29 protein-coding genes are annotated in these 23,685 nt (G+C 60.6%); 21 read left to right on the forward strand and 8 right to left on the reverse strand.

What is annotated here, in order from left to right:
• Positions 1-35: 35 nt before the first annotated feature.
• The 15 genes from ACLH0I_RS06830 (at position 36) to recX (ending at position 10,686) form a co-directional block, all read left to right on the forward strand.
• Positions 36-545, forward strand: coding sequence for a phage baseplate assembly protein V (locus tag ACLH0I_RS06830; RefSeq protein WP_411386636.1), 510 nt, complete (start codon positions 36-38; stop codon positions 543-545).
• Positions 545-943 carry a phage GP46 family protein gene (locus ACLH0I_RS06835; RefSeq protein WP_079303617.1) on the forward strand — a complete coding sequence of 133 codons (399 nt, stop codon included), beginning with the start codon at positions 545-547 and terminating at the stop codon, positions 941-943. The genes ACLH0I_RS06830 and ACLH0I_RS06835 overlap by 1 nt, the downstream gene beginning before the upstream one ends.
• On the forward strand, positions 933-1,973 hold the full coding sequence (locus ACLH0I_RS06840; protein ID WP_411386637.1) for a baseplate J/gp47 family protein: 1,041 nt from the start codon (positions 933-935) through the stop codon (positions 1,971-1,973). The genes ACLH0I_RS06835 and ACLH0I_RS06840 overlap by 11 nt, the downstream gene beginning before the upstream one ends.
• Complete coding sequence (locus tag ACLH0I_RS06845) at positions 1,961-2,560, forward strand: YmfQ family protein (protein ID WP_411386638.1); 600 nt, start codon at positions 1,961-1,963, stop codon at positions 2,558-2,560. Before ACLH0I_RS06840 ends, ACLH0I_RS06845 begins: the two co-directional genes overlap by 13 nt.
• Positions 2,561-2,571: 11 nt before the next feature.
• The gene (locus ACLH0I_RS06850; protein ID WP_411386639.1) at positions 2,572-3,735 is read left to right on the forward strand and encodes a phage tail protein; all 1,164 of its coding nucleotides are present in this window, start codon (positions 2,572-2,574) and stop codon (positions 3,733-3,735) included.
• Entirely contained in the window at positions 3,732-4,241 is a 510-nt protein-coding gene (locus ACLH0I_RS06855) for a phage tail protein (RefSeq protein ID WP_411386640.1), read from the forward strand. Before ACLH0I_RS06850 ends, ACLH0I_RS06855 begins: the two co-directional genes overlap by 4 nt.
• A 28-nt stretch (positions 4,242-4,269) precedes the next feature.
• Positions 4,270-5,367, forward strand: coding sequence for a phage tail protein (locus ACLH0I_RS06860; RefSeq protein ID WP_411386641.1), 1,098 nt, complete (start codon positions 4,270-4,272; stop codon positions 5,365-5,367).
• Positions 5,368-5,374: 7 nt separating this feature from the next.
• The gene (locus ACLH0I_RS06865; protein ID WP_411386642.1) at positions 5,375-5,935 is read left to right on the forward strand and encodes a tail fiber assembly protein; all 561 of its coding nucleotides are present in this window, start codon (positions 5,375-5,377) and stop codon (positions 5,933-5,935) included.
• Positions 5,936-6,053: 118 nt separating this feature from the next.
• Positions 6,054-6,950 carry a gp53-like domain-containing protein gene (locus tag ACLH0I_RS06870; RefSeq protein ID WP_411386643.1) on the forward strand — a complete coding sequence of 299 codons (897 nt, stop codon included), beginning with the start codon at positions 6,054-6,056 and terminating at the stop codon, positions 6,948-6,950.
• Positions 6,951-7,397 carry a phage tail assembly chaperone gene (locus tag ACLH0I_RS06875; RefSeq protein ID WP_411386644.1) on the forward strand — a complete coding sequence of 149 codons (447 nt, stop codon included), beginning with the start codon at positions 6,951-6,953 and terminating at the stop codon, positions 7,395-7,397.
• Positions 7,398-7,420: 23 nt separating this feature from the next.
• The gene (locus tag ACLH0I_RS06880; protein ID WP_411386645.1) at positions 7,421-7,984 is read left to right on the forward strand and encodes a glycoside hydrolase family 19 protein; all 564 of its coding nucleotides are present in this window, start codon (positions 7,421-7,423) and stop codon (positions 7,982-7,984) included.
• Entirely contained in the window at positions 7,966-8,502 is a 537-nt protein-coding gene (locus tag ACLH0I_RS06885) for a lysis system i-spanin subunit Rz (RefSeq protein ID WP_250965885.1), read from the forward strand. Before ACLH0I_RS06880 ends, ACLH0I_RS06885 begins: the two co-directional genes overlap by 19 nt.
• 71 nt (positions 8,503-8,573) lie before the next feature.
• Positions 8,574-9,074 (forward strand): CinA family protein, encoded by a 501-nt coding sequence (locus ACLH0I_RS06890; protein ID WP_411386646.1) that lies wholly within the window; start codon positions 8,574-8,576, stop codon positions 9,072-9,074.
• Between the two features lie 83 nt (positions 9,075-9,157).
• Positions 9,158-10,210: a recombinase RecA gene (gene recA, locus ACLH0I_RS06895; protein WP_014336835.1), complete on the forward strand. Its 1,053-nt coding sequence runs from the start codon at positions 9,158-9,160 to the stop codon at positions 10,208-10,210.
• Positions 10,211-10,218: 8 nt separating this feature from the next.
• Positions 10,219-10,686 (forward strand): recombination regulator RecX, encoded by a 468-nt coding sequence (recX, locus tag ACLH0I_RS06900; protein ID WP_411386647.1) that lies wholly within the window; start codon positions 10,219-10,221, stop codon positions 10,684-10,686.
• Between the two features lie 45 nt (positions 10,687-10,731).
• On the opposite strand, the gene ACLH0I_RS06905 is transcribed toward recX, so the two are convergent.
• Positions 10,732-11,850 carry a TIGR00730 family Rossman fold protein gene (locus ACLH0I_RS06905; RefSeq protein ID WP_411386648.1) on the reverse strand — a complete coding sequence of 373 codons (1,119 nt, stop codon included), beginning with the start codon at positions 11,848-11,850 and terminating at the stop codon, positions 10,732-10,734.
• A 452-nt stretch (positions 11,851-12,302) separates the two neighbouring features.
• Between ACLH0I_RS06905 and ACLH0I_RS06910 the strand changes: the two genes are divergently transcribed.
• Entirely contained in the window at positions 12,303-12,497 is a 195-nt protein-coding gene (locus ACLH0I_RS06910; protein ID WP_186705555.1) for a hypothetical protein, read from the forward strand.
• Here the strand turns inward: ACLH0I_RS06910 and ACLH0I_RS06915 are convergent, their stop codons facing one another.
• Positions 12,498-12,920, reverse strand: a complete 423-nt coding sequence (locus ACLH0I_RS06915; RefSeq protein ID WP_003198359.1) for a quorum-sensing-regulated virulence factor family protein — start codon at positions 12,918-12,920, stop codon at positions 12,498-12,500.
• A gap of 184 nt (positions 12,921-13,104) precedes the next feature.
• On the opposite strand from ACLH0I_RS06915, the gene ACLH0I_RS06920 reads away from it, so the two are divergent.
• The 3 genes from ACLH0I_RS06920 to ACLH0I_RS06930 all read left to right on the forward strand — a co-directional run bounded on the left by ACLH0I_RS06920 (position 13,105) and on the right by ACLH0I_RS06930 (position 15,154).
• Positions 13,105-13,851, forward strand: a complete 747-nt coding sequence (locus tag ACLH0I_RS06920) for a tRNA-uridine aminocarboxypropyltransferase (protein WP_250965941.1) — start codon at positions 13,105-13,107, stop codon at positions 13,849-13,851.
• A gap of 214 nt (positions 13,852-14,065) precedes the next feature.
• Complete coding sequence (gene erdR / locus ACLH0I_RS06925) at positions 14,066-14,719, forward strand: response regulator transcription factor ErdR (protein WP_186705557.1); 654 nt, start codon at positions 14,066-14,068, stop codon at positions 14,717-14,719.
• 72 nt (positions 14,720-14,791) lie between these two features.
• Complete coding sequence (locus ACLH0I_RS06930; RefSeq protein ID WP_250965940.1) at positions 14,792-15,154, forward strand: diacylglycerol kinase; 363 nt, start codon at positions 14,792-14,794, stop codon at positions 15,152-15,154.
• 4 nt (positions 15,155-15,158) lie between these two features.
• Here the strand turns inward: ACLH0I_RS06930 and ACLH0I_RS06935 are convergent, their stop codons facing one another.
• A complete protein-coding gene (locus ACLH0I_RS06935; protein ID WP_024617637.1) occupies positions 15,159-16,085 on the reverse strand; it encodes a LysR family transcriptional regulator in 927 nt (308 codons plus the stop codon).
• 121 nt (positions 16,086-16,206) lie between these two features.
• Between ACLH0I_RS06935 and fpr the strand changes: the two genes are divergently transcribed.
• A complete protein-coding gene (gene fpr, locus ACLH0I_RS06940) occupies positions 16,207-16,986 on the forward strand; it encodes a ferredoxin-NADP reductase (RefSeq protein ID WP_003184787.1) in 780 nt (259 codons plus the stop codon).
• A gap of 219 nt (positions 16,987-17,205) precedes the next feature.
• On the opposite strand, the gene tsaA is transcribed toward fpr, so the two are convergent.
• The 5 genes from tsaA to rimO form a co-directional block, all read right to left on the reverse strand.
• On the reverse strand, positions 17,206-17,904 hold the full coding sequence (gene tsaA, locus ACLH0I_RS06945; protein ID WP_250965939.1) for a tRNA (N6-threonylcarbamoyladenosine(37)-N6)-methyltransferase TrmO: 699 nt from the start codon (positions 17,902-17,904) through the stop codon (positions 17,206-17,208).
• A 213-nt stretch (positions 17,905-18,117) separates the two neighbouring features.
• A complete protein-coding gene (locus ACLH0I_RS06950; protein WP_053182473.1) occupies positions 18,118-18,579 on the reverse strand; it encodes a DUF1456 family protein in 462 nt (153 codons plus the stop codon).
• Positions 18,580-18,637: 58 nt separating this feature from the next.
• Positions 18,638-19,348: an rRNA pseudouridine synthase gene (locus ACLH0I_RS06955; RefSeq protein ID WP_411386649.1), complete on the reverse strand. Its 711-nt coding sequence runs from the start codon at positions 19,346-19,348 to the stop codon at positions 18,638-18,640.
• A gap of 83 nt (positions 19,349-19,431) precedes the next feature.
• Positions 19,432-19,905, reverse strand: a complete 474-nt coding sequence (locus ACLH0I_RS06960) for a GNAT family N-acetyltransferase (RefSeq protein WP_186705560.1) — start codon at positions 19,903-19,905, stop codon at positions 19,432-19,434.
• A gap of 238 nt (positions 19,906-20,143) precedes the next feature.
• Positions 20,144-21,484, reverse strand: coding sequence for a 30S ribosomal protein S12 methylthiotransferase RimO (gene rimO, locus ACLH0I_RS06965; protein ID WP_186705561.1), 1,341 nt, complete (start codon positions 21,482-21,484; stop codon positions 20,144-20,146).
• A gap of 334 nt (positions 21,485-21,818) precedes the next feature.
• Between rimO and ACLH0I_RS06970 the strand changes: the two genes are divergently transcribed.
• Positions 21,819-23,660, forward strand: a complete 1,842-nt coding sequence (locus tag ACLH0I_RS06970) for a potassium transporter Kup (protein ID WP_411387469.1) — start codon at positions 21,819-21,821, stop codon at positions 23,658-23,660.
• Positions 23,661-23,685: the final 25 nt, after the last annotated feature.

The following is a 23,685-nucleotide window of genomic DNA, read 5'->3' on the forward strand; positions in this document are numbered from 1 at the left end:
CTGCTGTTGAACCTGATTCCGAAGGAAAACAATCAATGAGCCTACTGACCCGCCTCCTGGCGCGCGGCACTGTCGTGCTCGCCAACTCGGCCACCAAGTTGCAATCGCTGCAAATGCGCCTCACCGCCGGCGAAGTGAACGACGACATGGAGCACTTCGAACCCTACGGTTTCACCAGCAACCCCCTGGCCGGCGCCGAAGGCATCGCCACGTTCCTGGGCGGCGACCGCTCCCATGCCGTGGTCCTGGTGGTCGCCGATCGCCGCTTCCGCCTCCAGGCCTTGGCCCCGGGCGAAGTGGCGCTCTACACCGACGAAGGCGACAAGCTCCACTTCAAGCGCGGCCGTGTCATCGACATCCAGACAGCCACCCTGAATATCCGCGCCAGCAGCGCGGTGAACATCGACAGCCCGGTCATCAACCACACCGGCAAGATTGTCTCCCAGGGCGACCAGATCGCCGGCGGTGTCAGCCAGATCAAACACGTGCACGTCGGCGTACAGGCCGGCAACGGTCAGACCGGCGCTCCGGCGGGAGGCCAATGATGTTCATCAGCCAGAACCTGCACGCCGCGCTGACCCGTTCGGTGCTGATCAGCCTCTTCACCTGGCGTCGTGCCGCCGACGACGATGCCGTCGATGACGAGGAACGTTTCGGCTGGTGGGGCGATACCTTTCCCACTGTGGCCGACGACCGCATTGGCTCGCGGCTGTGGCTGTTGCGCCGGGTCAAGTTGACTCGCCAGACCCAGCTCGACGCCGAATTCTATGCCCGCGAAGCCTTGCAATGGCTGATCGACGACGGCCATTGCAAGGCCATCGACATCATCAGCGAACGCCTCGACGCCCAGCGCCTGAACCTGCGCACGGTCCTGACCCTGGCTGACGGCGAGCGCCTGGACATCAACCCCGATAACAGTTGGCAGGTGACCTATGCCGTTTGAAACCCCTTCGCTGCCGGTGCTGATCAAACGCGCCCAAAGCGACCTGGCCAGCGATTCGCTGCGCCAGTCCGATGCCCAAGTGCTGGCCCGCACCCTCGGCGGCGCCGCCTATGGCCTGTATGGCTACCTGGATTGGATCGCCGAGCAAATCCTGCCGGACAAGGCCGATGAATCCACCCTGGAGCGCATCGCCGCCTTGCGCCTGAACCAGGCGCGTAAGGCCGCCCAGGCGGCGAGCGGCAGTGTCAGCTTCACCGCCACGGCTGGCGCCGTGCTGGATGTCGACACGCTGCTGCAATCGACCGATGGGCGTACTTATAAAGTGATCACCGCCGGCACCACCAGCAATGGCTTGAACACCGCCACCGTCGCAGCACTGGAGGCCGGTAGCCTGGGCAACGCGGAGACCGGCCTGGTGCTGACACCGGTGCAGCCGCTGCTGGGCATTGGCAATCGTTTCACCGTGCTGGCGCCAGGGTTGACCGGCGGTGTCGCCCGGGAAAGCCTTGAATCCCTGCGAGCCAGGGTGATCCGTTCCTATCGCGTCATTCCTCACGGCGGTTCGGCCCAGGACTATGAAACCTGGGCCCTGGAAATTCCGGGCATCACCCGCGCGTGGTGTCGGGGCAGCTACCTGGGACCCGGCACTGTCGGCCTGTTCGTGATGCGCGACGACGATCCGCAGCCGATCCCCAACGCCGAGCAATTGGAAGAAGTGCAAGCCTATATCGAGCCCTTGCGTCCGGTGACCGCCGAGCTGCATGTGCTGGCGCCAACGCAAGTGCCGGTGAGCTACAAGCTGCGCATCACCCCGGACACCAGCGCCGTGCGGGCGGCCATCGAGGCGCAACTGCGCGATTTGCATAACCGCGAAGCCGGCCTCGGCGAAACGCTGTTGCTGAGTCATATCGCCGAAGCCATCAGCAGCGCCGCCGGCGAAACCGACCATAAGCTCAGCGCGCCGGTCGCCGACGTGGCCGCCGCCAGCAATCAGTTGCTGACGTTCGGAGGCTGCACATGGCTGGAATAAGAACCGCCGAACAGTACCAGGCCCAACTGCGCAGCCTGCTGCCCAGCGGGCCGGCGTGGGATCCGGAGCGTGTGCCGGAACTGGAGGAAGTGTTGCAAGGCATCGCCCAGGAACTGGCTCGCCTCGACGCCCGTGCCGCCGACTTGCTCAATGAGATGGACCCGGCAGGGGTGAGTGAACTGGTGCCGGATTGGGAGCGGGTGATGAACCTGCCGGATCCGTGCCTTGGGGCTACGCCGCTGTATGACGATCGTCGCTTGGCGGTGCGCCGTCGCTTGCTGGCGGTCGGCAGCCAGGCCATCGCTTATTACGTGGAAATCGCCAAGAGCCAGGGTTACCCCAACGCCACCGTCACCGAACTCAAGGCGCCGCGCATGGGCCGCGCACGGTTCGGCGAGGCGCATTTCGGAACCTGGCAGGCGCAATTCATGTGGACCCTCAACACGGGCGGCCGCCTGCTATTGGGCCGCCGCTTTGGCGCCAGCTATTGGGGCGAGCGTTTTGGGGTTAACCCAGGCTCGGCCTTGGAATGCCTGATCCACCGCAGTGCGCCGGCGCATACCAAGGTCCACATCAATTATGACTAGGGAGTAAACGGATGGATTATCCGAAGAGTGTGCCCAGCGCCGGGTTGGTGAATGGGAAGTTCGTCGATGAAAACCCATTGACCGGGACGCCTGGATCATTGATTCCGGCCGCTTGGGGAAATGGGGTGACGCAGGAGATCGTGAATGTCATCAAGGCGGGGGATCTGACGCCGGATGAAACCCAGAACGATCAATTGCTCGAGGCGATTCAGTCGGTCACGGCCAAGGGCTGGAACCAGGACCTCGCGCTTCCGATCGCCGCGTTGCCGCTGCCAACGATTGCGACCGCGGACGCCCGCCTGGCAGTCACGCCAATGGCACTGTCCACCAGCGGCGGCCGTGTTTCGATTCCGGCGGGTGTGTACATCTGCATCGGACAAGAGGTGGTAAGTGGGCGGTTGGCTCGATCACGCACTTACGTGACGTCGGCGTGGAGCAGTGCCGATTTGTTGCCCAGCGCCAGTTACTTTCTACGAGCGCAAGTCATAGGCGGTGCGCTGACGTTCTACCTGCAGCGTGGAAGCTTGTATGACCTCGCGCCGGAGTCCTTGAAGGGGACTGTCAACGGCGCGTCCGGCGGCGGGTTTGCGTCCACGCCCCTGGACATGTGCCTGGCCTGGGTGATGACCGGGGCGCCGGGCTCCTTGCCGACGATTCGTACGATCTACAACCGTGCCCAATTGACCTGGACTCAAACGGTGAATGGCACGGGGGTGGTTTATCTGCCGCTGGATCCCCATGCGCGTGCGGCGCGGCTTGTGGCGGGCAATCCCACCCCCTCTCCGAGTGCCGTGACTTCGTTGGCCTTCGTTCAGGCCGGGTGGGTTGGAGGCAATTACAGCTACCTGTCACCTGTCGCGGCGACGCCCGGCAACAACGCCGCCGGTTGGACAAACCCCGCAAGTCCGTCCATGTGCGTGCTGTTCTCCAGTAACGTCGTCAATGATGTGAGCGTTTCCACGGTCACGGCCAGTTTTGACCATACCCAGTTGCGTTCGCTTTGGCAGTCGTACCAGGCCGAGCACACATTGGGCGTTACCAATGCCGATAGCGACGAATTGCTATTGAGCATGGGGATCAAGGGGCACCAGGCCCTGACGGATTACAGCGTGGGCATCGGCGTCAATTTTACCAACGCAATAAACGTTCATTTGTCCTGGGAGCTGATCCGATGAAAGTCATTCAAGAGTTGCACCAGTACGAAGACGGACTTCGCCCGCCTGCACCTTCCGCGGCGCATATCTGGGTGGACGATACCTGGGTGCTTACCGAAGAGAATGCTGCCGAGCAGTTGCGCCAGGAAGCCGAACGCCTGTGTGCCAAGGTCGATGCCGCTGCCGACAGCGCGCGTCGCACGTTGGCCGGTGATCCCTTGCGTGCCTTGGAATATCAACAAGCCGCCCTGGAGGCGCAGGCTTTCAAGGACCAGGGCTACCCGAAAAAAGCGGTGCCGTTGTCGGTTTCCGCTTGGGTCGTCAAAGGCCGCACCGCCAGGCAGGCAGCGGATCAGATTCTCGCCAAGGCTACTGAATTCGACGCGAACCTGGTGGCGCTTCGCGAGCTGCGCCTCAAGGCCAAGGCACAGATCCGCGCATACATCGCCAAAGGCAAGGCGGATCTCGCCGCCCAAGTCGCTGATGACGTGCTCGCGACCCTCCGAGCGCTACCTCTTCAGGCTTGAGCCCGGTCTCATAGAGAGAAAATAAAACATGGATTATCCAAAAAGTGTTCCCAGCGTCGGGCTGGTGAACGGTCGGTTTGTAGATGAGAACCCGCTGGCGGGCACGCCTGGGTCGTTGATCCCCGCAGTGTGGGGAAACAGTGTCACCCAGGAAATCCTGGGCGTGATCGCCTCGGCCGGCATGACGCCGTCCGAAGCGGACAACGGCCAATTGATCAAGGCGCTGCAAACCATCCTCGGGCGTAGCAGTCCGATGCGTTCAGTCGTTACGCGGATCACGGCATCAAAGACGTTGGTCGCCGATGAGTTGGGTCTGGTGCTGATCGATGCAAGCGCGGGTGCAAGCACTGTAACCCTGCCTGCGGCCAATGCGACGCTCGGTGTTCGCGATGTGATTGTGCGCCGGGTGGATAACAGTGGTAACCGCCTGACCGTGCGCGCTTCCGGTACAGACCGTATTCGATTTCATACCCACCTGGCGGCCAGCGGCTATCCATTCCTGGTGTTGATGGGCAGCGGCGATTGGTGGCATCTGCGCAGTGATGAAGCCGGAGTCTGGTGGCCGGTGGGCCGGTTTGATGCAACGGCGCTCGGGCGCGTTTCTTTCGAGAGCACGCGCCAAGTCATACCTGGCGGGTATGCGGTGCTTAACGGAAACCTGTTGGCGCGTAGCGATTGGCCGTGGTTGTGGGATCACGCGCAACTGTCCGGTGCGTTGGTGAGCGAAGCCACCAGGCCGGGGAATGAAGGCTCATGGACGAGCGGAGATGGGGCCACCACTTTTCGGATTCCTGATATCCGGGGTGAATTCCTGCGCGTACTGGATGAGTCTCGGGGGGTAGATATCAATCGCCCGGCGGGTAGCAGCCAGACGGACGCCTTGGAAAGTCATAACCATTTCTTGCCAACCGGTTCGGGTAGTGCTGTGCGTCCAGCCCCTAGCATTCCTGACAGCCTTTGGGACCTGACGCATGACGTTAACGCGGCACCTGTGTCAGGCATCCTCGGTACGACATTTCCCAATCCGGCTTATTCCAGTGGCAACTCAGTAGGCGATATTGGGAGTTTCGGTACCGAGACTCGCCCCAGAAACATCGCCTATCCCGCCCGAATCAAGTTGATCTGAGGTCACTATGTTCATCTATTTATTTGACGACGACGGCGTCCTGTCGGGCCCTGTCAAGCTTCCGGTAACGCCGGGCATGGGCGTCCAGATTCCAGGTAATGGCATCCAGCTCTCTTTTGAATTGCCCACTGCCCAAGATCATCATTCATGGGTCATGGTCAATGGCGTTCCGCGAGAAATAGTCGATTGGCGCGGTACGGTATATCGCAAGGATAACGGTGCCCCACTGCAATGGACTGAATTTGGTGATTTGCCGGGGACTTATACGAGCGAACCCTGTCCTGGAAACTATTATGTCTGGCGCGATAACGGCTGGATATTTGACGAGACGTTGCAGCAGGCTGACCTCAAACGCGAAGCCTTGGCAAAACGAGGCAAGTTGCTGCGTGAGGCCGTTCAGAAAATTGCTCCGTTTCAATACGCCGAAGACATCGGCGACGCCAGCGACCAGGAACAACTGATGCTGATGGAGTGGAAGCTCTACGGCGTCGAATTGAATCGTATCCAGCACCAAGCCGGTTTCCCAACCGTCATTAACTGGCCTGTCATGCCTGAGCCGGCCGCTTAAGCTCCCCACGACAGCCCATTTATTAAATTCCCAATTTCCCGTGCCGCTGCTGAATGAATCAACAGGCGAGGCCTCCTATCGACTTCGTTTCAGCCGCTGGCCAATCTGGAGAGAAAAATTGGATTACCCAAAAAGTATACCCAGTGCGGGTTTGTCGAACGGCAGGTTCGTGGATGAGGATCCCTTGGCGGGAACGCCGGGCTCCTTGATTCCCGCCAGTTGGGGCAATGGTGTGACGCAGGAGTTGCTGAGTGTCATTCAAGCCGCAGGACTGACACCGTCGGAACAACTGGATAATCAGTTGTTGACGGCCTTGCGTAGCAGCGGATTATTCACCACGGCTCCGCAATTTGATAACGACAGATCCGTGGCCACCACGGAGTTTGTAAAACGCAGCGGTGTTCAATACTCCGGCTTTTCCGCGTACGCCGTCAGTACGGCGCTGACACCCGCCCATGTTGGCGGAGCCGTCAGTTTTGCCAGCACGACGGCAATCAACGTCACGTTGCCCAATACAGTGGGAATCATCCATGGAGCGACGCTGACACTGATCAATGTTGGGGCCGTCGTGAACGTATCGACAGCCTCGTCTGCGGATACGCTGGGACCTTCATCCTCAACGCTTGGGCCAATCGAACTGGGCCGTGGTGAAACGGCGGAATTCGTCAAGCTGGATAATCAATGGCGATTGATAGGTGGCACCGTTCTTCTGAAATATACCTCGTTGTTTTCAGGCCAGTTGGGCAATCCGGGTTACCAAAAGTACGCGAGCGGAAATATCGATCAGTGGGGCTACGGTACAACTGACGCCAATGGAGAAGTGTTCGTTACGTTCCCGATATCATTCCCCAATGCTTTTGTTTCGGTCGTTGCGAACCATGTAGGTGGTGATGGCGCCATGGTGATTATGGTCAGTGGAACCGCCACCCGCCAAGGCGTGCGTCTGAAAGTCCGAGACTATTCTGGACACTTCAGTGCGGGATGGGGCGTTACCTATTTTGCGAAGGGTTATTGAATGAATGAATTCACTTTGTTGTTCAGTCCAAGCACTTGCGGAGCGTATGTTCCAGGTATCAATGTTTCTGATATTCCCGACGATGTCATCGAGATTCCTCGGGCTTACTGGCTATCGCTACTCCAGCAACTCGCCATCTCGCCCAAGCGTGTTTCGGCCAACCCCGACAACGGTTATCCCATTCTCGTTGACCCACCCGCGCTGACATCGGCCCTGGCTTCAGAAAACGAATACACCTGGCGCAACGCCCGGCTCACAGCGACCGACCGCCTCATCGCGAGAGATCGCGACGAAATGGATGACGGCGGCGGTACGACGCTGGACCAGACGCAGTACACACAGCTCCAGGCTTACCGTCGGGCGCTGAGGGACTGGCCGCAGGATGAGCATTTTCCAGCCGCCGAGTATCGTCCGGTTGCGCCGTCCTGGCTGGCCGGACATCTTTGATCATGCAATGCGATGACTTGAATATGGACCTTACGCAACAGCAACTCATCAGCATCATGCCCAACGCCCGCGCCCAAGCGGGCGTTTTTATTTCCGCGCTGAACACCGCCATGTCGCGCCATCGTATCGACACACCCAAACGAATGGCCGCGTTCCTGGCCCAGGTCGGTCATGAGTCGGGACAATTGCTTTATGTGCGTGAGCTAGGCAGCGAGCAGTACCTTGAAAAATACGATACCGGAACCCTGGCCGTTCGCCTGGGCAACTCGCCCCAGGCTGACGGTGACGGTCAAAAGTATCGCGGCCGAGGGCTGATCCAGATTACCGGCCACGACAACTATCTGCGTTGCAGCCTCGGCCTGTTCGGCGACGAACGCCTGCTGGCCTTGCCTGAGCTTCTTGAACGGCCGCAATGGGCCGCTGAATCCGCCGCCTGGTTCTGGGAGCAGAACGGCTTGAACGAATTGGCCGACCGCGATCAGTTCAACACCATCACCCGTCGTATCAACGGTGGTTTGAACGGCCTGGAGGACCGCCTGCAATTGTGGGCGCGGGCGAAGGAGGTGTTGTGCCAACCTTCGACCTGATGCCCTTTTCATCCCGTGCCCTGGGCGTTGTCGTGTTGCTCGCGCTGCTGGCCGGCGGTTCGGCGATGCTTGCGTGGCGGTTTCAGGACTGGCGTTACGGTCAGCAACTGGCCCGACTCGCACAGGCCCAGGCCGAAACGCTGAATCAAATCACCCAGGCGGCGGCGATGCAGCAAAAGGCCGAGCAGGACAAGCGCCTGGCCCTGGAGCTACAACTCGCTGCCAGCGAACAAACCCATTACCGAGCCTTGAGCGATGCCCAACGTGACCAGGATCGCCTGCGCGATCGCCTTGCTACTGCCGATGTCCGGCTGTCAGTCCTCCTCGACGCCGACGAGGTTGCCGCCGGTTGTGCAGTGCCTGCCGCCGCCCGCGCCAGCGGCGTGGATCATGGCGCCCCACGCGCCCGACTTGACCCGGCGCATGCTCAACGAATTATCGCCATCACCGACGCCGGTGACCGCGGATTGATCGCGTTGCAGGCTTGCCAGGCCTACATCAGGGCCCTGGGTCAGTAGTCTGGCGAGCCTTGCAAGCTTCGACTGCTCGTGTACGGTAGGCCCCAATTGCGTGGAATCAGGAGAGCACCGTGGACGACATTACCGAACTGGCCGCGGAACTGGGCAGGCGCCTGCAGCGGCTCAATGCCCATGTGACCACAGCCGAGTCCTGTACGGGCGGGGGGATTGCCGAGGCCATCACGCGGATCCCCGGGAGTTCGGCCTGGTTCGAGGCCGGTTATGTCACCTATTCCAATCGTCAGAAGAGCCAGCAGTTGGATGTGCCCGCCGGGTTGTTCGAAAAGGTGGGGGCGGTCAGCCGCGAGGTGGTCGAGGCCATGGCGCTAGGTGCCCAGCGCAAAAGCCTGGCGCGATTTGCCGTGGCGGTCAGCGGCGTGGCCGGGCCGGACGGGGGCTCGCCGAGCAAACCGGTGGGTACCGTGTGGATCGCCTGGAGGGTCGGCGAGACGGTGTACAGCGAGCAGAAATTCTTCCCAGGCAGTCGCGACGAGGTCCGCCGACAAACGGTGAAGGCCGCGCTAGACGGGCTGTTACAACATGCCGCCGTAGAAATCTCAAATCAGGGGTAGGCGATCCCGGATCGCTGTGGAATAATACTGGCTACTTATACAGGTGTTGGCCGCCAGGCCTTATTGATTACGTGAGGACTTTAATGGACGACAACAAGAAGAAAGCCTTGGCTGCGGCCTTGGGTCAGATCGAACGTCAATTCGGCAAGGGTGCCGTAATGCGTATGGGCGATCAGGACCGTCAGGCTATTCCTTCCATCTCCACCGGCTCCCTGGGCCTGGACATTGCGCTAGGCATTGGCGGTCTGCCAAAAGGCCGGATCGTTGAAATCTACGGTCCTGAATCGTCCGGTAAAACCACACTGACCTTGTCCGTGATCGCCCAGGCCCAAAAAGCCGGCGCGACCTGCGCCTTCGTCGATGCCGAACACGCCCTGGACCCGGAGTACGCCGGCAAACTGGGTGTCAACGTCGACGACCTGCTGGTTTCCCAGCCGGACACCGGCGAGCAAGCCCTGGAAATCACCGACATGCTGGTGCGTTCCAATGCGGTTGACGTGATCATCGTCGACTCCGTGGCTGCACTGGTGCCAAAGGCTGAAATCGAAGGTGAAATGGGCGACATGCACGTGGGCCTCCAGGCTCGCCTGATGTCCCAGGCCCTGCGTAAAATCACCGGTAACATCAAGAACGCCAACTGCCTGGTGATCTTCATCAACCAGATCCGTATGAAGATCGGCGTGATGTTCGGCAGCCCGGAAACCACCACCGGTGGTAACGCACTGAAGTTCTACGCCTCGGTTCGCCTCGACATCCGCCGTACCGGCGCGGTGAAAGAAGGTGACGAAGTGGTCGGCAGCGAAACCCGCGTCAAGGTCGTGAAGAACAAGGTGGCTTCGCCGTTCCGCCAGGCCGAGTTCCAGATTCTTTACGGCAAGGGCATCTACCTCAATGGCGAGATGATCGACCTGGGTGTGTTGCACGGTTTCGTCGAGAAGTCGGGCGCCTGGTACGCCTACAACGGCACCAAGATCGGTCAGGGCAAGGCCAACTCGGCCAAGTTCCTGGCGGATAACCCGGAAGTTGCCGCGGCCCTCGAGAAGCAGCTGCGTGACAAGCTGTTGAGCCCGGTGGCAGACGTCAAGTCCGTGGCTAATCGCGAGCCCGTTGACGACCTGGCTGATGCCGACATCTGATTGATCCGATGACCGTCGTACTCGATACCCTCGTCGCGGTGCGGCGAACCGCGATGGACCTGCTCGCCAGACGCGAGCACGGTAGGGTCGAGCTGACGCGTAAACTGCGTCAGCGCGGCGCAACCGATGAGTTGATCGACACAGCCCTCGACCGCTTGACTGAAGAGGGCTTGTTGTCGGAGTCCCGTTACCTGGAAAGCTTCGTCGCTTATCGTGCTCGCTCCGGCTATGGTCCTTTGCGCATTCGTGAGGAACTGGGCCAACGCGGCTTGCAACGCCCGGACATCGAACTTGCCCTGCGCGAAAGCGGTATCGATTGGCAGGAGCAACTGACGGACACCTGGCGTCGCAAGTTTTCAGGGCATTTGCCCATCGATGCACGGGAGCGAGCCAAGCAGGGGCGTTTCCTGGCGTACCGAGGGTATTCCATGGAAATGATCAACCGCTTGTTCAGCGGTCGCGGTATGGATGATTGAATAAAAACGGCCCGCTATTTCGATAGCGGGCCGTTTTTTTATGGCTCAGGTTACCTTGATCGGCTCCCATGTGAGGGGGTGGGTCTTCTGGGTGGGCTGGGCCCAGTTTTCCGACAGGTTGATGTAATCCACCAGCTCCCTCAAGCGACCGTGGTTGCGGGCGTTGAAGGCGAACGTCAGCCGCGTCAGATGACTGAATCGGGCCTCGTCGTGCTCTTCACCGCCGTAGTCATGTTGATGAAAACAGTCGTTCAGGCACAGATCGGCAAAATCCACCTGCATCTGCTGCACGGCCTGTTCGCTTAGCTTGTGATTCATGCGGATCACGAACTGGTGCTTGAGCCAGCGACTGGAATGGAAGTTGCGGTAGAACTGGTTGATCTCGTCCACGGCCTCCTCGGCGTTGTACACCAGGCGCATGAGCTTCATGTCTGTGGGCAGGATGTAGCGATTTTCCTCCAGCTGCTCGCGGATAAAGTCCAGGGCGCCTTGCCAGAACTTGCCTCCGGGAACATCCAGCAGGACCACCGGTACCAATGGGCTTTTACCGGTCTGTATCAGCGTAAGGACTTCCAGTGCCTCATCAAGCGTGCCGAAACCGCCGGGACAGAGCACCAGTGCGTCGGCCTCCTTGACGAAAAACAGTTTGCGGGTAAAGAAGAAGTGGAACGGCAACAGATTCGACGTGCCTTCAACGGTCGGGTTTGCATGCTGTTCGAAAGGCAGGGTGATATTGAATCCCAGGCTATGGTCACGCCCTGCGCCTTCATGGGCCGCGGCCATGATGCCACCGCCGGCACCGGTGATGACCATCATGTCCGAGCGGGCCAGCGCAGCGCCCAACTCTCGGGCCAGGCCGTACAGAGGATGTTCGATGGGCGTTCGGGCCGAGCCGAAGACCGTCACCTTGCGCCGGCCCTTGAATGGTTCGAGCGTACGAAAGGCCTGTTCCAATTCCCTTAGGGCTTGCAGCGTAATCTTGGCATTCCAGCGGTTGTGATCCTCCTGGGCCATGCGCAGCACAGTCAGGATCATGTCGCGGTAAATGGGGAGGTTGGGGCTGTCGGGGGATACCAGGTTGAGTTGTTCTTCGACCTTGCGGGTGAGGTCGTGGCCGTGGTTCTCAAAATGACGATTGAGCAGGTCATTCGGTTTATAAGGCATTCAGCTTCTCCTTCTTAACAGGACCCCGGCCCGAACGAGAGATTCGTTCGGGCCACGACACTCCGTGTGTCGTTGTCAGCCCAGGCATCGGCTGGCGGCTGACCTGGCTCGACGCGGCCTGAGGCAGGCGACCAAGCCATCCAACGGGTTCTGTTCTTCCCTTTGATAAAAACAAGCACGCCAAAGTGTTGGCCGGACAGGCTCTTTCTGCCCGGTGCAACTGCTAAGAATACTTCTGAATCTAGCCGATCTTTGCTGTCTGATCATGGCGCTCAAAAGTGACCGTTGGCAACCGCTGGATAAGCACACGGCAATATCGCGCCGCTCGTCAGATTGCCGGCCGACTGCGTGTCGCTCTGATTTACTGATAACAAGCGTGCCAACGTAATTGACGCCCAGGGCTGGGTGCCACGTGATTGGATTGAAGCGGATCGGGCAGGGAGGCGGGAGAGATGGCCAGGGTGACTCTGGAACTCGACAGGCAGTTGTACTTGATGCTGTTGGAATCGGCACAGGCCAATCGGGTGAGTCTTGAGGAAGAATGCTGTCGCCGGCTGGGCGGGCGAGCATGGCGCTCGCGCTATCTACAGGCGCTGGTGGCGGAACTGCGCGCCGACGATGAGCAGCGGCGCGCAAGCTCGGGTTGATTACTTCTTCGTCTTGGCGGGTTTCGGGCAATCCGATTCCTGGAAGCGTTCGGTCGCGACCGGACGGTTGGTCTTAACCTCGGTAAATTCATAGCGCATCGTCGCGCCCTTGGCCATCAACTTGCGAAAGCCCGGATTGGTGCACACCGTGGAACCCAGTTGGAAATACACGGCCTTGGGGTCTGCGCGCATCTTCTGGGCATGGCTGCTCTGCACGCTGAGGTGGTTGATCAGCTCGGTGCCTTCGACGGTATAACCTTGGTCGAGAATGTCTTCGTTGATCGCCCGCGGCGTGCCGACGCTACTTTCCTTGGCAACGTTCTGCAGCATCTTGTTCAGTTCGAGTTCTTTCAGCGAGGCAGCCTGAGCGCTGAAGGACGTCGCCAGCAGAACGGCAACGGTAGGGACGATAAGGCGCAGCATGAAACTCTCCTGGTTCAGTGACTGGTGGTTCGACCGATCACATGACTGTGCGTTCAGTGGCCGGGGATTATAGGGGAGCCCGTGTGGACGGTACAGGTTCGTGCGCTCTGGTAGACTGCCGGCCTTTATTGCCCTGCCGAGTGTTGTTCGTGTCGAGTTTTCCTGTCCGCCGGCGTTGCCCACGATGAATCACGCCCCTAACGCCGTAGCCCGCCTGCGCGACCAGCGCATCGATGAAGGCATCAAGCCGATTCAGGCCCGGGGCTGGCGCGCGCCCCGTTGCAGCGCCTGCCGTGTGATCGAGAGCCATTGCCTGTGCGCCTGGCGTCCGAGCGTCGAGACCCGTTCCGGGGTTTGTTTGATCATGACCAACAAGGAGGTGTTCAAGCCAAGCAATACCGGTTGGCTGATAGCCGATGTGGTGCGGGACAACCATGCGTTCATCTGGTCGCGCACCGAGGTCGATGAGCAACTGCTGGCGTTGCTGAACGATCCGCAATGGCAACCTTACCTGGTGTTCCCCGGCGAATATGTCGAGCCATCGCGAGTCACCCATACGGTGGATCTCGATCACGCCAAGCGTCCGCTGTTCATTCTGCTGGACGCGACCTGGACGGAGGCGCGGAAGATTTTCCGTAAAAGCCCGTATTTCGACCGACTGCCGATCCTGAGCCTGCTTCCCGACAAACTGTCGCGCTACCGCTTGCGCCGTTCGACCCGCAGCGAGCACTTGTGCACCGCTGAGGTGGCGGCGTTGTGCCTGGAATTGGCGGGGGACAGCGACGCCGCGTCGGCCCTGGATGCCTATTTCGATGTGTTCAGCCAGCATTACCTGGGCGCCAAGGGCCAGCGGGAGGTGAACCTGTCGACTCCGGCCCATGCCGAGTTGCAACCCTTCATCCGTACGCCGCACGCAGTATTGGCCCAATAGTGGCCCATACTGGACAAAGGGGCGGCCGTGCTGCTTGACCACCCTGGCTTCGCTGGGCATGCTTGGCGCCGACCAGGGCGCCGCCCACTGTTTGAAACGCTATGTTTGGCGTTGAACGTGCCCCTGTGGATACCGTCGCCGGGCGGTGTCTCGAGTTGTCTTGGCGAGGCGCGAATGCATCGGGCCTGCCAATAAAAACAGGATCATTTGAAAAATGGCCACATACGAAATCCTGATTGCCGATGACCACCCGCTTTTTCGCAGCGCGTTGCATCAGGCAGTGACCCTGGGCCTTGGCCCGGCTGTCCGGTTGACGGAGGTGGCCAGCATCGCGGAACTGGAGGCCCGGCTGACGGACAAGGCCGACTGGGACCTGGTGCTGCTGGACTTGAACATGCCCGGTGCCTATGGTTTTTCAGGGCTGGTGCTGTTGCGCGGCCAATATCCGCAGATCCCCGTGGTCATGGTCTCGGCCCAGGAAGAAGCCTCGGTGATGGTGAAGGCCCGGGAGTTCGGCGCCAGTGGCTTCATACCCAAGTCCAGTTCCCTTGAAATGATTCAAAAGGCCGTGAAGGCGGTCCTGGACGGCGACGTCTGCTGGCCTCCCCAGGCGTTCGAAGCCGTGAGCGTGTCCGAAGAAGCCAAGGCCGCCAGCGCGGGCCTGGCCAGCCTTACACCGCAGCAGTTCCGGGTGTTGACCATGGTCTGCGAAGGCTTGCTGAACAAGCAGATTGCCTATGAACTGAACGTGTCGGAGGCCACCATCAAGGCTCACGTCACGGCGATCTTCCGTAAACTGAATGTACGCACCCGGACCCAGGCGGCCCTGTTGTTGCAACAACTTGAGTCAATTTCGCCGCAGGCTTGATGCGCTGCTTCACGCTTTTTTGACCGGGTTTGAATTAGTTTCTCCACTCCTTTTCGATCAGTTGCCCACTCTATGTCACCTTTTAAAGGCCAGACCGGCCTGAAACGCATCCTCAATGCCTCCGGCTATTCCTTGGACGGGCTGCGCGCGGCTTTTGTCGGCGAAGCGGCTTTCCGTCAGTTGGTGCTGCTCAACGTCGTCCTGATTCCGCTGTCGTTCTTCCTGAACGTCAGTCGTGTCGAACAGGCGATGCTGATTGCCGTGTGTCTGCTGGCACTGATCGTGGAGTTGCTCAACTCGGCGGTGGAGGCAGCCATCGACCGCATCTCCCTGGAGTTGCACCCGTTGTCGAAAAACGCCAAGGACATGGGCAGCGCCGCCCAGTTCGTCGCCCTGACGATGATCGCATTGGTGTGGGGCCTGATCCTGCTGTAACGGGTCAGGCAATGGCCGGCAGCACGATTTCGTCGCTGCGTTGGGCCCCGGCGGTGAAGGCCCGGCACAGTTCGAGGAATTCGCGCATGGCCGAGGTCTGGTACTTCTGTTTGTGCCAAATGAAATAGAACTGCCGCGCCAGGTCCATGTCCGGGGTTTCAACCGCGACGAGGCTGCCGCGGCGAAAGGCGTCGCGCAAGGCCAGGCGGGAGATGCAGCCAATGCCCAGGCCGGACTCCACGGCGCGCTTGATGGCTTCGGTGTGTTCCAGCTCCAGGCGGATATTCAACGCGCTACGGTGGTGGCGCATGGCCTGGTCGAAGGTCAGTCGCGTGCCCGAACCCTGCTCCCGCAGAATCCAGGCTTCATGGGTCAGTTCCTCCATGGTTGCCTGGCCGCGCTTGGCCAGCGGGTGTTGAGGGGCACAGAACACTACCAGTTCGTCCTCGACCCAGCTTTGCACTTCGATGTCCGGGTGGCTGCAGTCGCCTTCGATTAGACCCAGATCAATTTCATAGTGGGCAACCTGGTGCACGATATTGGCAGTGTTCTGCACATGCAGCTTCACCTGGCTTTCCGGATGGCGTTGCATGAAACCGCCGATCAACAAGGTCGCCAGGTAATTGCCAATGGTCAGTGTCGCGCCGACCGCCAGTGAGCCGAAACCGGATTTGCCATTGAGCAGGTCTTCGATCTCCTTGGCCTGGTCCAGCAGCGCCACGGCCTGGGGCAGCAGTTGTTTGCCCAGGGCATTGAGGCTCAGGCGTTTGCCGGCACGGTCGAAGAGCTGGCAGCTCGATTGCCGCTCCAGTTCGGTGATGGAGGTGCTGGCCGCCGACTGCGACAGATTGAGCTGGCCCGCAGCGCGAGACACGCTTTCCTGCTGGGCGACGGCGACGAAGACTTGAAGTTGACGTAGAGTAAATCGCATATCTATATAACCGATAACCCTTATCTTAATAATCCATTTAACAGATATTGTCGCCGCCATTAGAATGCGATGCAATTGCGCAGATTATCGGCGCAGGCATCATTCCCAGGAGTCCCCGTACATGAGCAACATGAACCACGAGCGTGTCCTCAGTGTTCATCACTGGAACGACACTCTGTTCAGCTTCAAGTGCACCCGCGATCCGGGCCTGCGCTTCGAGAACGGTCAGTTCGTGATGATCGGCCTGCAGCAGCCCAACGGCCGCCCGCTTATGCGCGCTTACTCGATTGCCAGCCCGAACTGGGAGGAGCATCTCGAATTCTTCAGCATCAAGGTGCCTGATGGTCCGCTGACTTCCCAGTTGCAGCACCTGAAGGAAGGCGACGAGATCATCATTAGCAAGAAACCCACCGGCACCCTGGTGCTGGACGATCTCAAGCCTGGCAAGCATCTGTACCTGCTCAGCACCGGTACTGGCCTGGCGCCGTTCATGAGCGTCATCCAGGATCCGGAAACCTATGAGCGTTTCGAAAAAGTGATCCTGTGCCACGGCGTGCGCTACGTCAATGAAGTCGCCTATCGCGAGTTCATCACCGAGCACTTGCCGCAGAACGAGTTCTTCGGCGAAGCCCTGCGTGACAAGCTGATCTACTACCCGACCGTGACGCGCGAGCCGTTCGAGAACGAAGGCCGCCTGACCGACCTGATGCGCAGCGGCAAGCTGTTCCGCGACATCGGCCTGCCACCGATCAACCCGCAGGACGACCGCGCCATGTTGTGCGGCAGCCCGAGCATGCTCGACGAGACTAGCGAAGTGCTCAACAGCTTCGGCCTGACCGTTTCGCCGCGTATGCGCGAGCCGGGTGATTACCTGATCGAGCGGGCGTTTGTAGAGAAGTAAGCTGTATTTGTGGCGATTGATAGATCGCCATCGTCGGATCGCCGCCCGGAGCAAGCTCGCTCCCACAGTTGATTTGTGTTGTTCGAGAGATCTGACACAACACAAAACCCTGTGGGAGCGAGCTTGCTCGCGATGGCAGCGACTCGGTCACACTGACAGACCAAGAAAAAAGCCCGCGCCGCCTGATGAAGGCCGCGCGGGCTTTTTCGTTTCCGGCGATTACTCCTTCGTTGGGATTACTTCAAACACCCGGATCACCCCCGGCTGCGGGTAATGCCAGCGCACATCCAGATCCCAGAACTGCGCACCATATTCCCGTTCGGCTGTAGGAATCTGGTACGCCGGGCGTGGGTCTTGGGCCAGGCATTGTTCAATCAGCTCCACCAGGGGTTCCCCCAGTCGCATGGCATGCTCGCGTGCTTGCAGCAGGGCGGTATCCGCCCATTGCACCGGAATCAACTCAGGCGCGGCGCTGGCGATGCTGTTGGAGGCCGAGCCGATGATGTCGGCATAGGGCACGTAGGGCTTGATGTCCAGCACCGGGGTGCCGTCCAGCAAATCGATGCCCGAGAGCCACAGGCGTCCGGCTTCCACCCGTTCCAGCTTCACCACCGACTGGCCGATGCCGTTGGGGCGATGGGTGGCGCGGGTGGCGAACACGCCCATGGACTTGTTGCCGCCCAGGCGTGGCGGCCGCACTTTCAGGCGTGGCTTGTCTTCCAGGGCCTGGTGGAACAGAAACAGCAGCCAGACATGGCTGACTTGCTCCAGGCCCTGCACCGCCTCGCCCTGGTCGAACGGCGCCACCAGTTCCAGCACGCCGCGTGCGGCCGGCGCCAGTTGCGGTTGGCGGGGAATGGCGAACTTCTCCTTGAAGCAGGAGCGTAGGAAGCCGATGGGGGAGACGCTGTAGGTCATGGGTTGGGATCGGGGCGAGGTTGAAAAGGCATCATAACGCGAGGGACCAGGTTGGCACTGTTCTCCATGGCAAGAGCGCTTCTGTGGCGAGGGAGCTTGCTCCCGCTAGGCCGCGAAGCGGCCCCCTGGTGTTGTCTGACACACCGCGAGGGGACGCTGCGCGTCCAGCGGGAGCAAGCTCCCTCGCCACAAAGGCCCAGGAGGCCTGGGAAGTCAGCCGCGAACGCGCAGCGTCAGGCCCTTGAGGAAGTTGCGCAGCAACTGGTCACCGCACGGCCGGTAGTTGGTGTGGCCGAACTTGCGGAACAGCGCGCTCAGTTCCGGCTTGGACACCGGGAACTCGGCCGCCTTGAGGATAGCGTGCATGTCGTCTTCCTTCAGTTCGAAGGCCACCCGCAGTTTCTTGAGGATGATGTTGTTGGTCACCGGCACTTCGATGGGCTGCGGCGGACGGCTTTCGTCCTTGCCGCGCTTGAAGATCACCAGGCCATCGAGAAAATGCGCCATGACCTCGTCGGGGCAGAACACGAAGCCTTCTTCCTCGTCTTTCTTGAGGTAGCCCGCCAAGTCCGCCAGGGAGACGTCGAGGCCGCCCAGCTTGATGATCTCGATGACTTTCTTGTCGCTGATGTCGAGCATGTAGCGCACGCTGCGCAGTACGTCGTTGTGAATCATGTGTGCTGTCCTGATCAATCGGCAGTGGGCGCCTGCGTTCGGTGCGGCGCCGGGAAAATTAGAATTTCTCTTTGGCAGACAAGTAGCGCCACTGGCCCAGCGGCACTTTGCCGATGGACACGCCGCCGATGCGGATGCGGCGAATGGCGACGACCTTGAGGCCGACCGCCTGGCAAAACAGCGCGATCACGCCGGGCTGCGGGTTCTTCATGGCAAAGCGCAGGCGGTTCTCGTTCTGCCAACTGGCCTTGACCGCCGGCAACTCCTTGCCCTTGTAGGTCAAGCCATGGTTCAGGCGATTGAGGCCATGGGCGACCATTTCGCCTTCGACTTCCACGACGTATTCCTGCTCGATCTTGGCGGCGTCGGCGGTGAGCTTGCGCAAGATCTTCCAGTCCTGGGTGAACACCAGCAGCCCGCTGGCGTTGGCCTGCAGGTCGGCGCTGGCGGTCAGGCGCAGGAAATGCCCCTTGAGCGGGCGTTTGCCGAAGCGATGTTCTTCGCTCAGGGTCTGCGGTCCGAGGGAAGCCATTGCGGTGTCTACATCCATGCCAGCCGGGACGTTCAGCAGGAGCGTCACCGGCTCCGGCGCGGTGGCCTTGGCCTCGGGATCGAGTTCGACTTTCTGGGCCGTCACCTTGAACTGCGGCTCATCGATCACTTCGCCGTCCACAGTGACCCAGCCGCCCTCGATGAACAGCTCAGCCTCCCGACGGGAACAGCCGACGAGTTCGATGAGGCGTTTGGAGAGACGAATCGGGTCAGTCATGACGGGGGCCGTAACAAAAAGAGGGTGGGCATTGTACCTGCCTGGCGCCGGTTAATCGCGGGTCCATTTGCCTCATGCAACTTTTAGCCGCGTCCCGCCTTCAGGTCAGGCTGCTTGTAGCGCATGTGCAGTAGCGGGTAGGGCTGGTTCATGCCATCTTTTGCCGAGCGCCCGACCACTTCGAAGCCTTGCTTGAGGTAAAAGCCCAAGGCTTGCGGGTTCTGTTCGTTGACATCCAGTTGATCGGCGTTCAGGTGTTCCATGGCGTAGCGCAGCAACAGCTTGCCCAGGCCCTGGCCACGGTGTTGCGGGTCGATAAAGAGCATCTCGATCTTGCCCGCCGCGACACCGGCGAAACCGGTGATCCGTTGGCGCGCGTCCCGGGTGCAAATGAGCATCACCGCATCCAGGTAGCGAGTGAGTACCAGGTTTTTCAGCAATTCGATGTAGCTGTCCGGTAGAAAGTCATGGGTGGCCCGCACCGACGCTTCCCAGACCTGGGTCAGTTCCTGGTAATCGCTCGGTTTCGGTGTGTGGATGACCGAATGCTGACGCATGCCCGCCTGCTCCTTGTGCTGGATATCTCCATACGATAGCCGTAAAAAAGCCCCGCATCTTGTCGCAAGAGCGGGGCTTGAGGATTTTTTGGGTGCTGGCAGGTGAGAGGCTTGCAAACAACCTGTGGCGAGGGAGCTTACTCCCGCTCGATTGCGTAGCAATCGCAAAGATGGGGCTACTTCGTAGCCCAGCGGGAGCAAGCTCCCTCGCCACAACAGCGGTCCCGCTTTGTGCGGATCAACCGATCTGCTCAGCCCACAAATCGTACTCATCGGCGTCGGTCACCTTGCACCAGACCTTGTCGCCTGGCTTGAGGTTGCTGCCGTTGTCGATGAAGACGTTGCCGTCGATTTCCGGCGCGTCGAAGAAGCAGCGACCCACGGCGCCTTGCTCGTCCACTTCATCCACCAGCACTTCGATTTCACGGCCGACGCGCATTTGCAGGCGCGCCGAGCTGATGGCCTGCTGGTGCGCCATGAAACGCTCCCAACGGTCCTGCTTGACGTCGTCCGGCACCACGTCCAGGTCCAGGTCGTTGGCCGGAGCGCCTTCGACAGGGGAGTACTGGAAGCAGCCGACGCGATCGAGCTGGGCTTCGGTCAGCCAATCCAGCAGGTACTGGAAGTCTTCTTCGGTTTCACCGGGGAAGCCGACGATGAAGGTTGAACGGATGATCAGGTCCGGGCAGATTTCACGCCAGTTCTTGATGCGGGCCAGGGTCTTGTCTTCGAACGCCGGGCGCTTCATGGCCTTGAGGACTTTCGGGCTGGCGTGTTGGAACGGGATATCCAGGTACGGCAGGATCTTGCCGGCTGCCATCAGCGGGATCAGCTCGTCGACATGGGGATACGGGTAGACGTAATGCAGGCGGACCCAGACGCCGAGGGTGCTGAGGGCCTCGCACAGCTCGGTCATGCGGGTTTTCACCGGTGCGCCGTTCCAGAAGCCGGTGCGGTATTTCACGTCGACGCCGTAGGCGCTGGTGTCCTGGGAGATCACCAGCAGCTCCTTGACGCCGGCCTTGACCAGGCGCTGGGCCTCGTCGAGGACGTCGCCCACCGGACGACTCACCAGCTTGCCGCGCATCGACGGGATGATGCAGAAGCTGCAGCTGTGGTTGCAGCCCTCGGAAATCTTCAGGTAGGCATAATGGCGCGGGGTCAGCTTGATGCCTTGTGGCGGCACCAGGTCGATCAGCGGGTTGTGGTCCTGGCGTGGTGGCACCACCTCGTGCACGGCGTTGACCACCTGCTCGTACTGCTGCGGGCCGGTCACGGACAGCACGCTTGGGTGCACGTTGCGGATGTTGCCTTCTTCCACGCCCATGCAGCCGGTGACGATGACCTTGCCGTTTTCCTTGATGGCTTCGCCGATCACTTCCAGGGACTCGGCCTTGGCCGAATCGATGAAGCCGCAGGTGTTGACCACCACCACGTCGGCGTCCTGGTACGTGGACACGACGTCATAACCTTCCATGCGCAACTGGGTCAGGATGCGCTCGGAGTCGACCAGAGCTTTTGGGCAACCCAGGGATACGAAGCCAACCTTCGGATTGGCGGGCGCGGGAGTGGTGGACATGTCTAACCTCGGTGTAGGGGGATCGTCTCTTGTCGAGACAGGGCGCCTGGCGCGCCTCTGATCAAAAAGTGCGCAATTCTATCCAGGGTCGAGGCGCTTGACCAGCTTTATACCGGGAAATACGACGAGTGCTGCGCTATGCTTCGCGCCTTTGCGCTCTGGCGATTGCTACAGTCAACAAAACGTCTGTAACAATACGTAAAACAGCGCACGCTGCCTTAACAAAGCATCGTGTTTCGTTCAAGAAGACAGGTCTGGGAATCGGGAGTGTTGGATGGGTCATGCAAGTAGTCAGGTGGCAGGTGCCGAGCATTCGGCAGCGAAGCCGCTGAGCATGCTGGTCGCGGCGGTCGGAGTGGTTTATGGCGACATCGGCACGAGCCCGTTGTACACCCTCAAGGAAGTGTTTTCCGGGGCCTATGGCGTACCTGTCAATCACGATGGCGTGCTGGGGATCCTGTCGCTGATTTTCTGGTCGCTGATCTGGGTCGTGTCGATCAAGTACATGATGTTCGTCCTGCGCGCCGACAACCAGGGCGAGGGCGGGATCATGGCGCTCACCGCCCTGGCGCGGCGAGCGGCGGCGGGAAGGGCGCGGCTGCGTACATTCCTGGTGATCTGCGGCTTGATCGGCGCGGCGCTGTTCTACGGTGACAGCATGATCACCCCGGCGATCTCGGTGCTTTCGGCGATCGAGGGCCTGGGCCTCGCATTCGAAGGCATCGACCACTGGGTGGTGCCCCTGTCGCTGGTGGTGCTGGTGGCGTTGTTTTTGATCCAGCGCCACGGCACCGCGCGGATCGGCATTCTGTTCGGCCCGATCATGGTGACCTGGTTCCTGGTGCTCGGCGCCCTGGGGGTGTACGGCATCGTGCAGCATCCGGAAGTGTTGCAGGCGGTGAACCCGGCCTGGGCGGTGCGCTTCTTTGTGGTCCATCCGGGCATGGGCGTGGCCATCCTCGGCGCGGTAGTGCTGGCGCTGACCGGCGCCGAAGCGCTGTACGCCGACATGGGCCACTTCGGTCGCAAACCGATTGCCCGCGCCTGGTTCATCCTGGTGTTGCCAGGCCTGATGCTCAACTATTTCGGTCAAGGTGCGTTGCTGCTCGGTGACCCGGAAGCGGCACGCAACCCGTTCTATCTGCTGGCGCCGAGTTGGGCGTTGCTGCCGTTGGTCGGCCTGTCGACCCTGGCCACGGTCATCGCTTCGCAAGCGGTGATTTCCGGTGCGTTCTCCCTGACGCGCCAGGCGATCCAACTCGGTTACATCCCGCGCATGTACATCCAGCACACCTCCAGCGCCGAGCAGGGCCAGATCTACATCGGCGCGGTGAACTGGTCGCTGATGGTCGGCGTGGTGCTGCTGGTGCTGGGCTTCGAATCGTCCGGCGCGCTGGCTTCGGCCTACGGCGTGGCGGTGACCGGTACCATGTTGATGACCACGATCCTGGTGTCCGCGGTGATCCTGCTGTTGTGGAAATGGCCACCGCTGCTGGCAGTCCCGTTGTTGTTCGGTTTCCTGCTGGTGGACGGTCTGTACTTCGCCGCCAACGTGCCGAAGATCGTCCAGGGCGGTGCGTTTCCGGTCATCGCCGGTATTGCCTTGTTCGTGCTGATGACCACCTGGAAGCGCGGCAAGCAACTGCTGGTGGATCGCCTGGACGAAGGGGCGTTGCCACTGCCGATCTTCATCAGCAGCATCCGCGTGCAACCCCCGCACCGCGTACAAGGGACAGCCGTGTTCCTGACCGCGCGTTCGGATGCCGTGCCTCACGCGCTGTTGCACAATCTATTGCACAACCAGGTGCTGCATGAGCAGGTGGTGCTGCTGACGGTGGTGTACGAGGACATTCCCCGGGTACCGCCGCAACGGCGCTTTGAGGTCGACGCCTACGGCGAAGGGTTTTTCCGGGTGATCCTGCACTTCGGTTTCACTGACGAGCCGGACGTGCCCGAGGCGCTCAAGCTCTGCCATCTGGACGATTTGGATTTCAGCCCGATGCGCACCACCTACTTCCTCAGCCGCGAAACCGTCATTGCCTCCAAGCTCGAAGGCATGGCCCGCTGGCGTGAGTCGTTGTTCGCCTTCATGTTGAAAAACGCCAACGGCAACCTGCGCTTCTTCAATCTACCATTGAACCGGGTGATCGAACTGGGGACGCAGGTCGAGATGTAGCACCAGGAAAACAAAAAGCCCTCGT

This window comes from Pseudomonas sp. MPB03 (genome assembly GCF_046605385.1).
GTDB lineage: Bacteria > Pseudomonadota > Gammaproteobacteria > Pseudomonadales > Pseudomonadaceae > Aquipseudomonas > Aquipseudomonas zanjanensis.

Excerpts from the sequence above, each read along its gene's own strand:
- ACLH0I_RS06970 (WP_411387469.1), top strand. The coding sequence starts at position 21,819 with ATGCTGGTCGCGGCGGTCGGAGTGGTTTATGGCGACATCGGCACGAGC.
- ACLH0I_RS06960 (WP_186705560.1), bottom strand. The coding sequence starts at position 19,905 with ATGCGTCAGCATTCGGTCATCCACACACCGAAACCGAGCGATTACCAG.
- ACLH0I_RS06955 (WP_411386649.1), bottom strand. The coding sequence starts at position 19,348 with ATGACTGACCCGATTCGTCTCTCCAAACGCCTCATCGAACTCGTCGGC.
- ACLH0I_RS06860 (WP_411386641.1), top strand. The coding sequence starts at position 4,270 with ATGGATTATCCAAAAAGTGTTCCCAGCGTCGGGCTGGTGAACGGTCGG.
- erdR (WP_186705557.1), top strand. The coding sequence starts at position 14,066 with ATGGCCACATACGAAATCCTGATTGCCGATGACCACCCGCTTTTTCGC.
- ACLH0I_RS06935 (WP_024617637.1), bottom strand. The coding sequence starts at position 16,085 with ATGCGATTTACTCTACGTCAACTTCAAGTCTTCGTCGCCGTCGCCCAG.
- ACLH0I_RS06880 (WP_411386645.1), top strand. The coding sequence starts at position 7,421 with ATGGACCTTACGCAACAGCAACTCATCAGCATCATGCCCAACGCCCGC.
- ACLH0I_RS06950 (WP_053182473.1), bottom strand. The coding sequence starts at position 18,579 with ATGATTCACAACGACGTACTGCGCAGCGTGCGCTACATGCTCGACATC.
- ACLH0I_RS06915 (WP_003198359.1), bottom strand. The coding sequence starts at position 12,920 with ATGCTGCGCCTTATCGTCCCTACCGTTGCCGTTCTGCTGGCGACGTCC.
- ACLH0I_RS06910 (WP_186705555.1), top strand. The coding sequence starts at position 12,303 with ATGGCCAGGGTGACTCTGGAACTCGACAGGCAGTTGTACTTGATGCTG.
- ACLH0I_RS06905 (WP_411386648.1), bottom strand. The coding sequence starts at position 11,850 with ATGCCTTATAAACCGAATGACCTGCTCAATCGTCATTTTGAGAACCAC.
- ACLH0I_RS06930 (WP_250965940.1), top strand. The coding sequence starts at position 14,792 with ATGTCACCTTTTAAAGGCCAGACCGGCCTGAAACGCATCCTCAATGCC.
- ACLH0I_RS06850 (WP_411386639.1), top strand. The coding sequence starts at position 2,572 with ATGGATTATCCGAAGAGTGTGCCCAGCGCCGGGTTGGTGAATGGGAAG.
- recX (WP_411386647.1), top strand. The coding sequence starts at position 10,219 with ATGACCGTCGTACTCGATACCCTCGTCGCGGTGCGGCGAACCGCGATG.
- recA (WP_014336835.1), top strand. The coding sequence starts at position 9,158 with ATGGACGACAACAAGAAGAAAGCCTTGGCTGCGGCCTTGGGTCAGATC.
- tsaA (WP_250965939.1), bottom strand. The coding sequence starts at position 17,904 with ATGACCTACAGCGTCTCCCCCATCGGCTTCCTACGCTCCTGCTTCAAG.
- ACLH0I_RS06865 (WP_411386642.1), top strand. The coding sequence starts at position 5,375 with ATGTTCATCTATTTATTTGACGACGACGGCGTCCTGTCGGGCCCTGTC.
- ACLH0I_RS06830 (WP_411386636.1), top strand. The coding sequence starts at position 36 with ATGAGCCTACTGACCCGCCTCCTGGCGCGCGGCACTGTCGTGCTCGCC.
- ACLH0I_RS06835 (WP_079303617.1), top strand. The coding sequence starts at position 545 with ATGTTCATCAGCCAGAACCTGCACGCCGCGCTGACCCGTTCGGTGCTG.
- fpr (WP_003184787.1), top strand. The coding sequence starts at position 16,207 with ATGAGCAACATGAACCACGAGCGTGTCCTCAGTGTTCATCACTGGAAC.
- ACLH0I_RS06855 (WP_411386640.1), top strand. The coding sequence starts at position 3,732 with ATGAAAGTCATTCAAGAGTTGCACCAGTACGAAGACGGACTTCGCCCG.
- ACLH0I_RS06920 (WP_250965941.1), top strand. The coding sequence starts at position 13,105 with ATGAATCACGCCCCTAACGCCGTAGCCCGCCTGCGCGACCAGCGCATC.
- ACLH0I_RS06845 (WP_411386638.1), top strand. The coding sequence starts at position 1,961 with ATGGCTGGAATAAGAACCGCCGAACAGTACCAGGCCCAACTGCGCAGC.
- ACLH0I_RS06875 (WP_411386644.1), top strand. The coding sequence starts at position 6,951 with ATGAATGAATTCACTTTGTTGTTCAGTCCAAGCACTTGCGGAGCGTAT.
- rimO (WP_186705561.1), bottom strand. The coding sequence starts at position 21,484 with ATGTCCACCACTCCCGCGCCCGCCAATCCGAAGGTTGGCTTCGTATCC.
- ACLH0I_RS06840 (WP_411386637.1), top strand. The coding sequence starts at position 933 with ATGCCGTTTGAAACCCCTTCGCTGCCGGTGCTGATCAAACGCGCCCAA.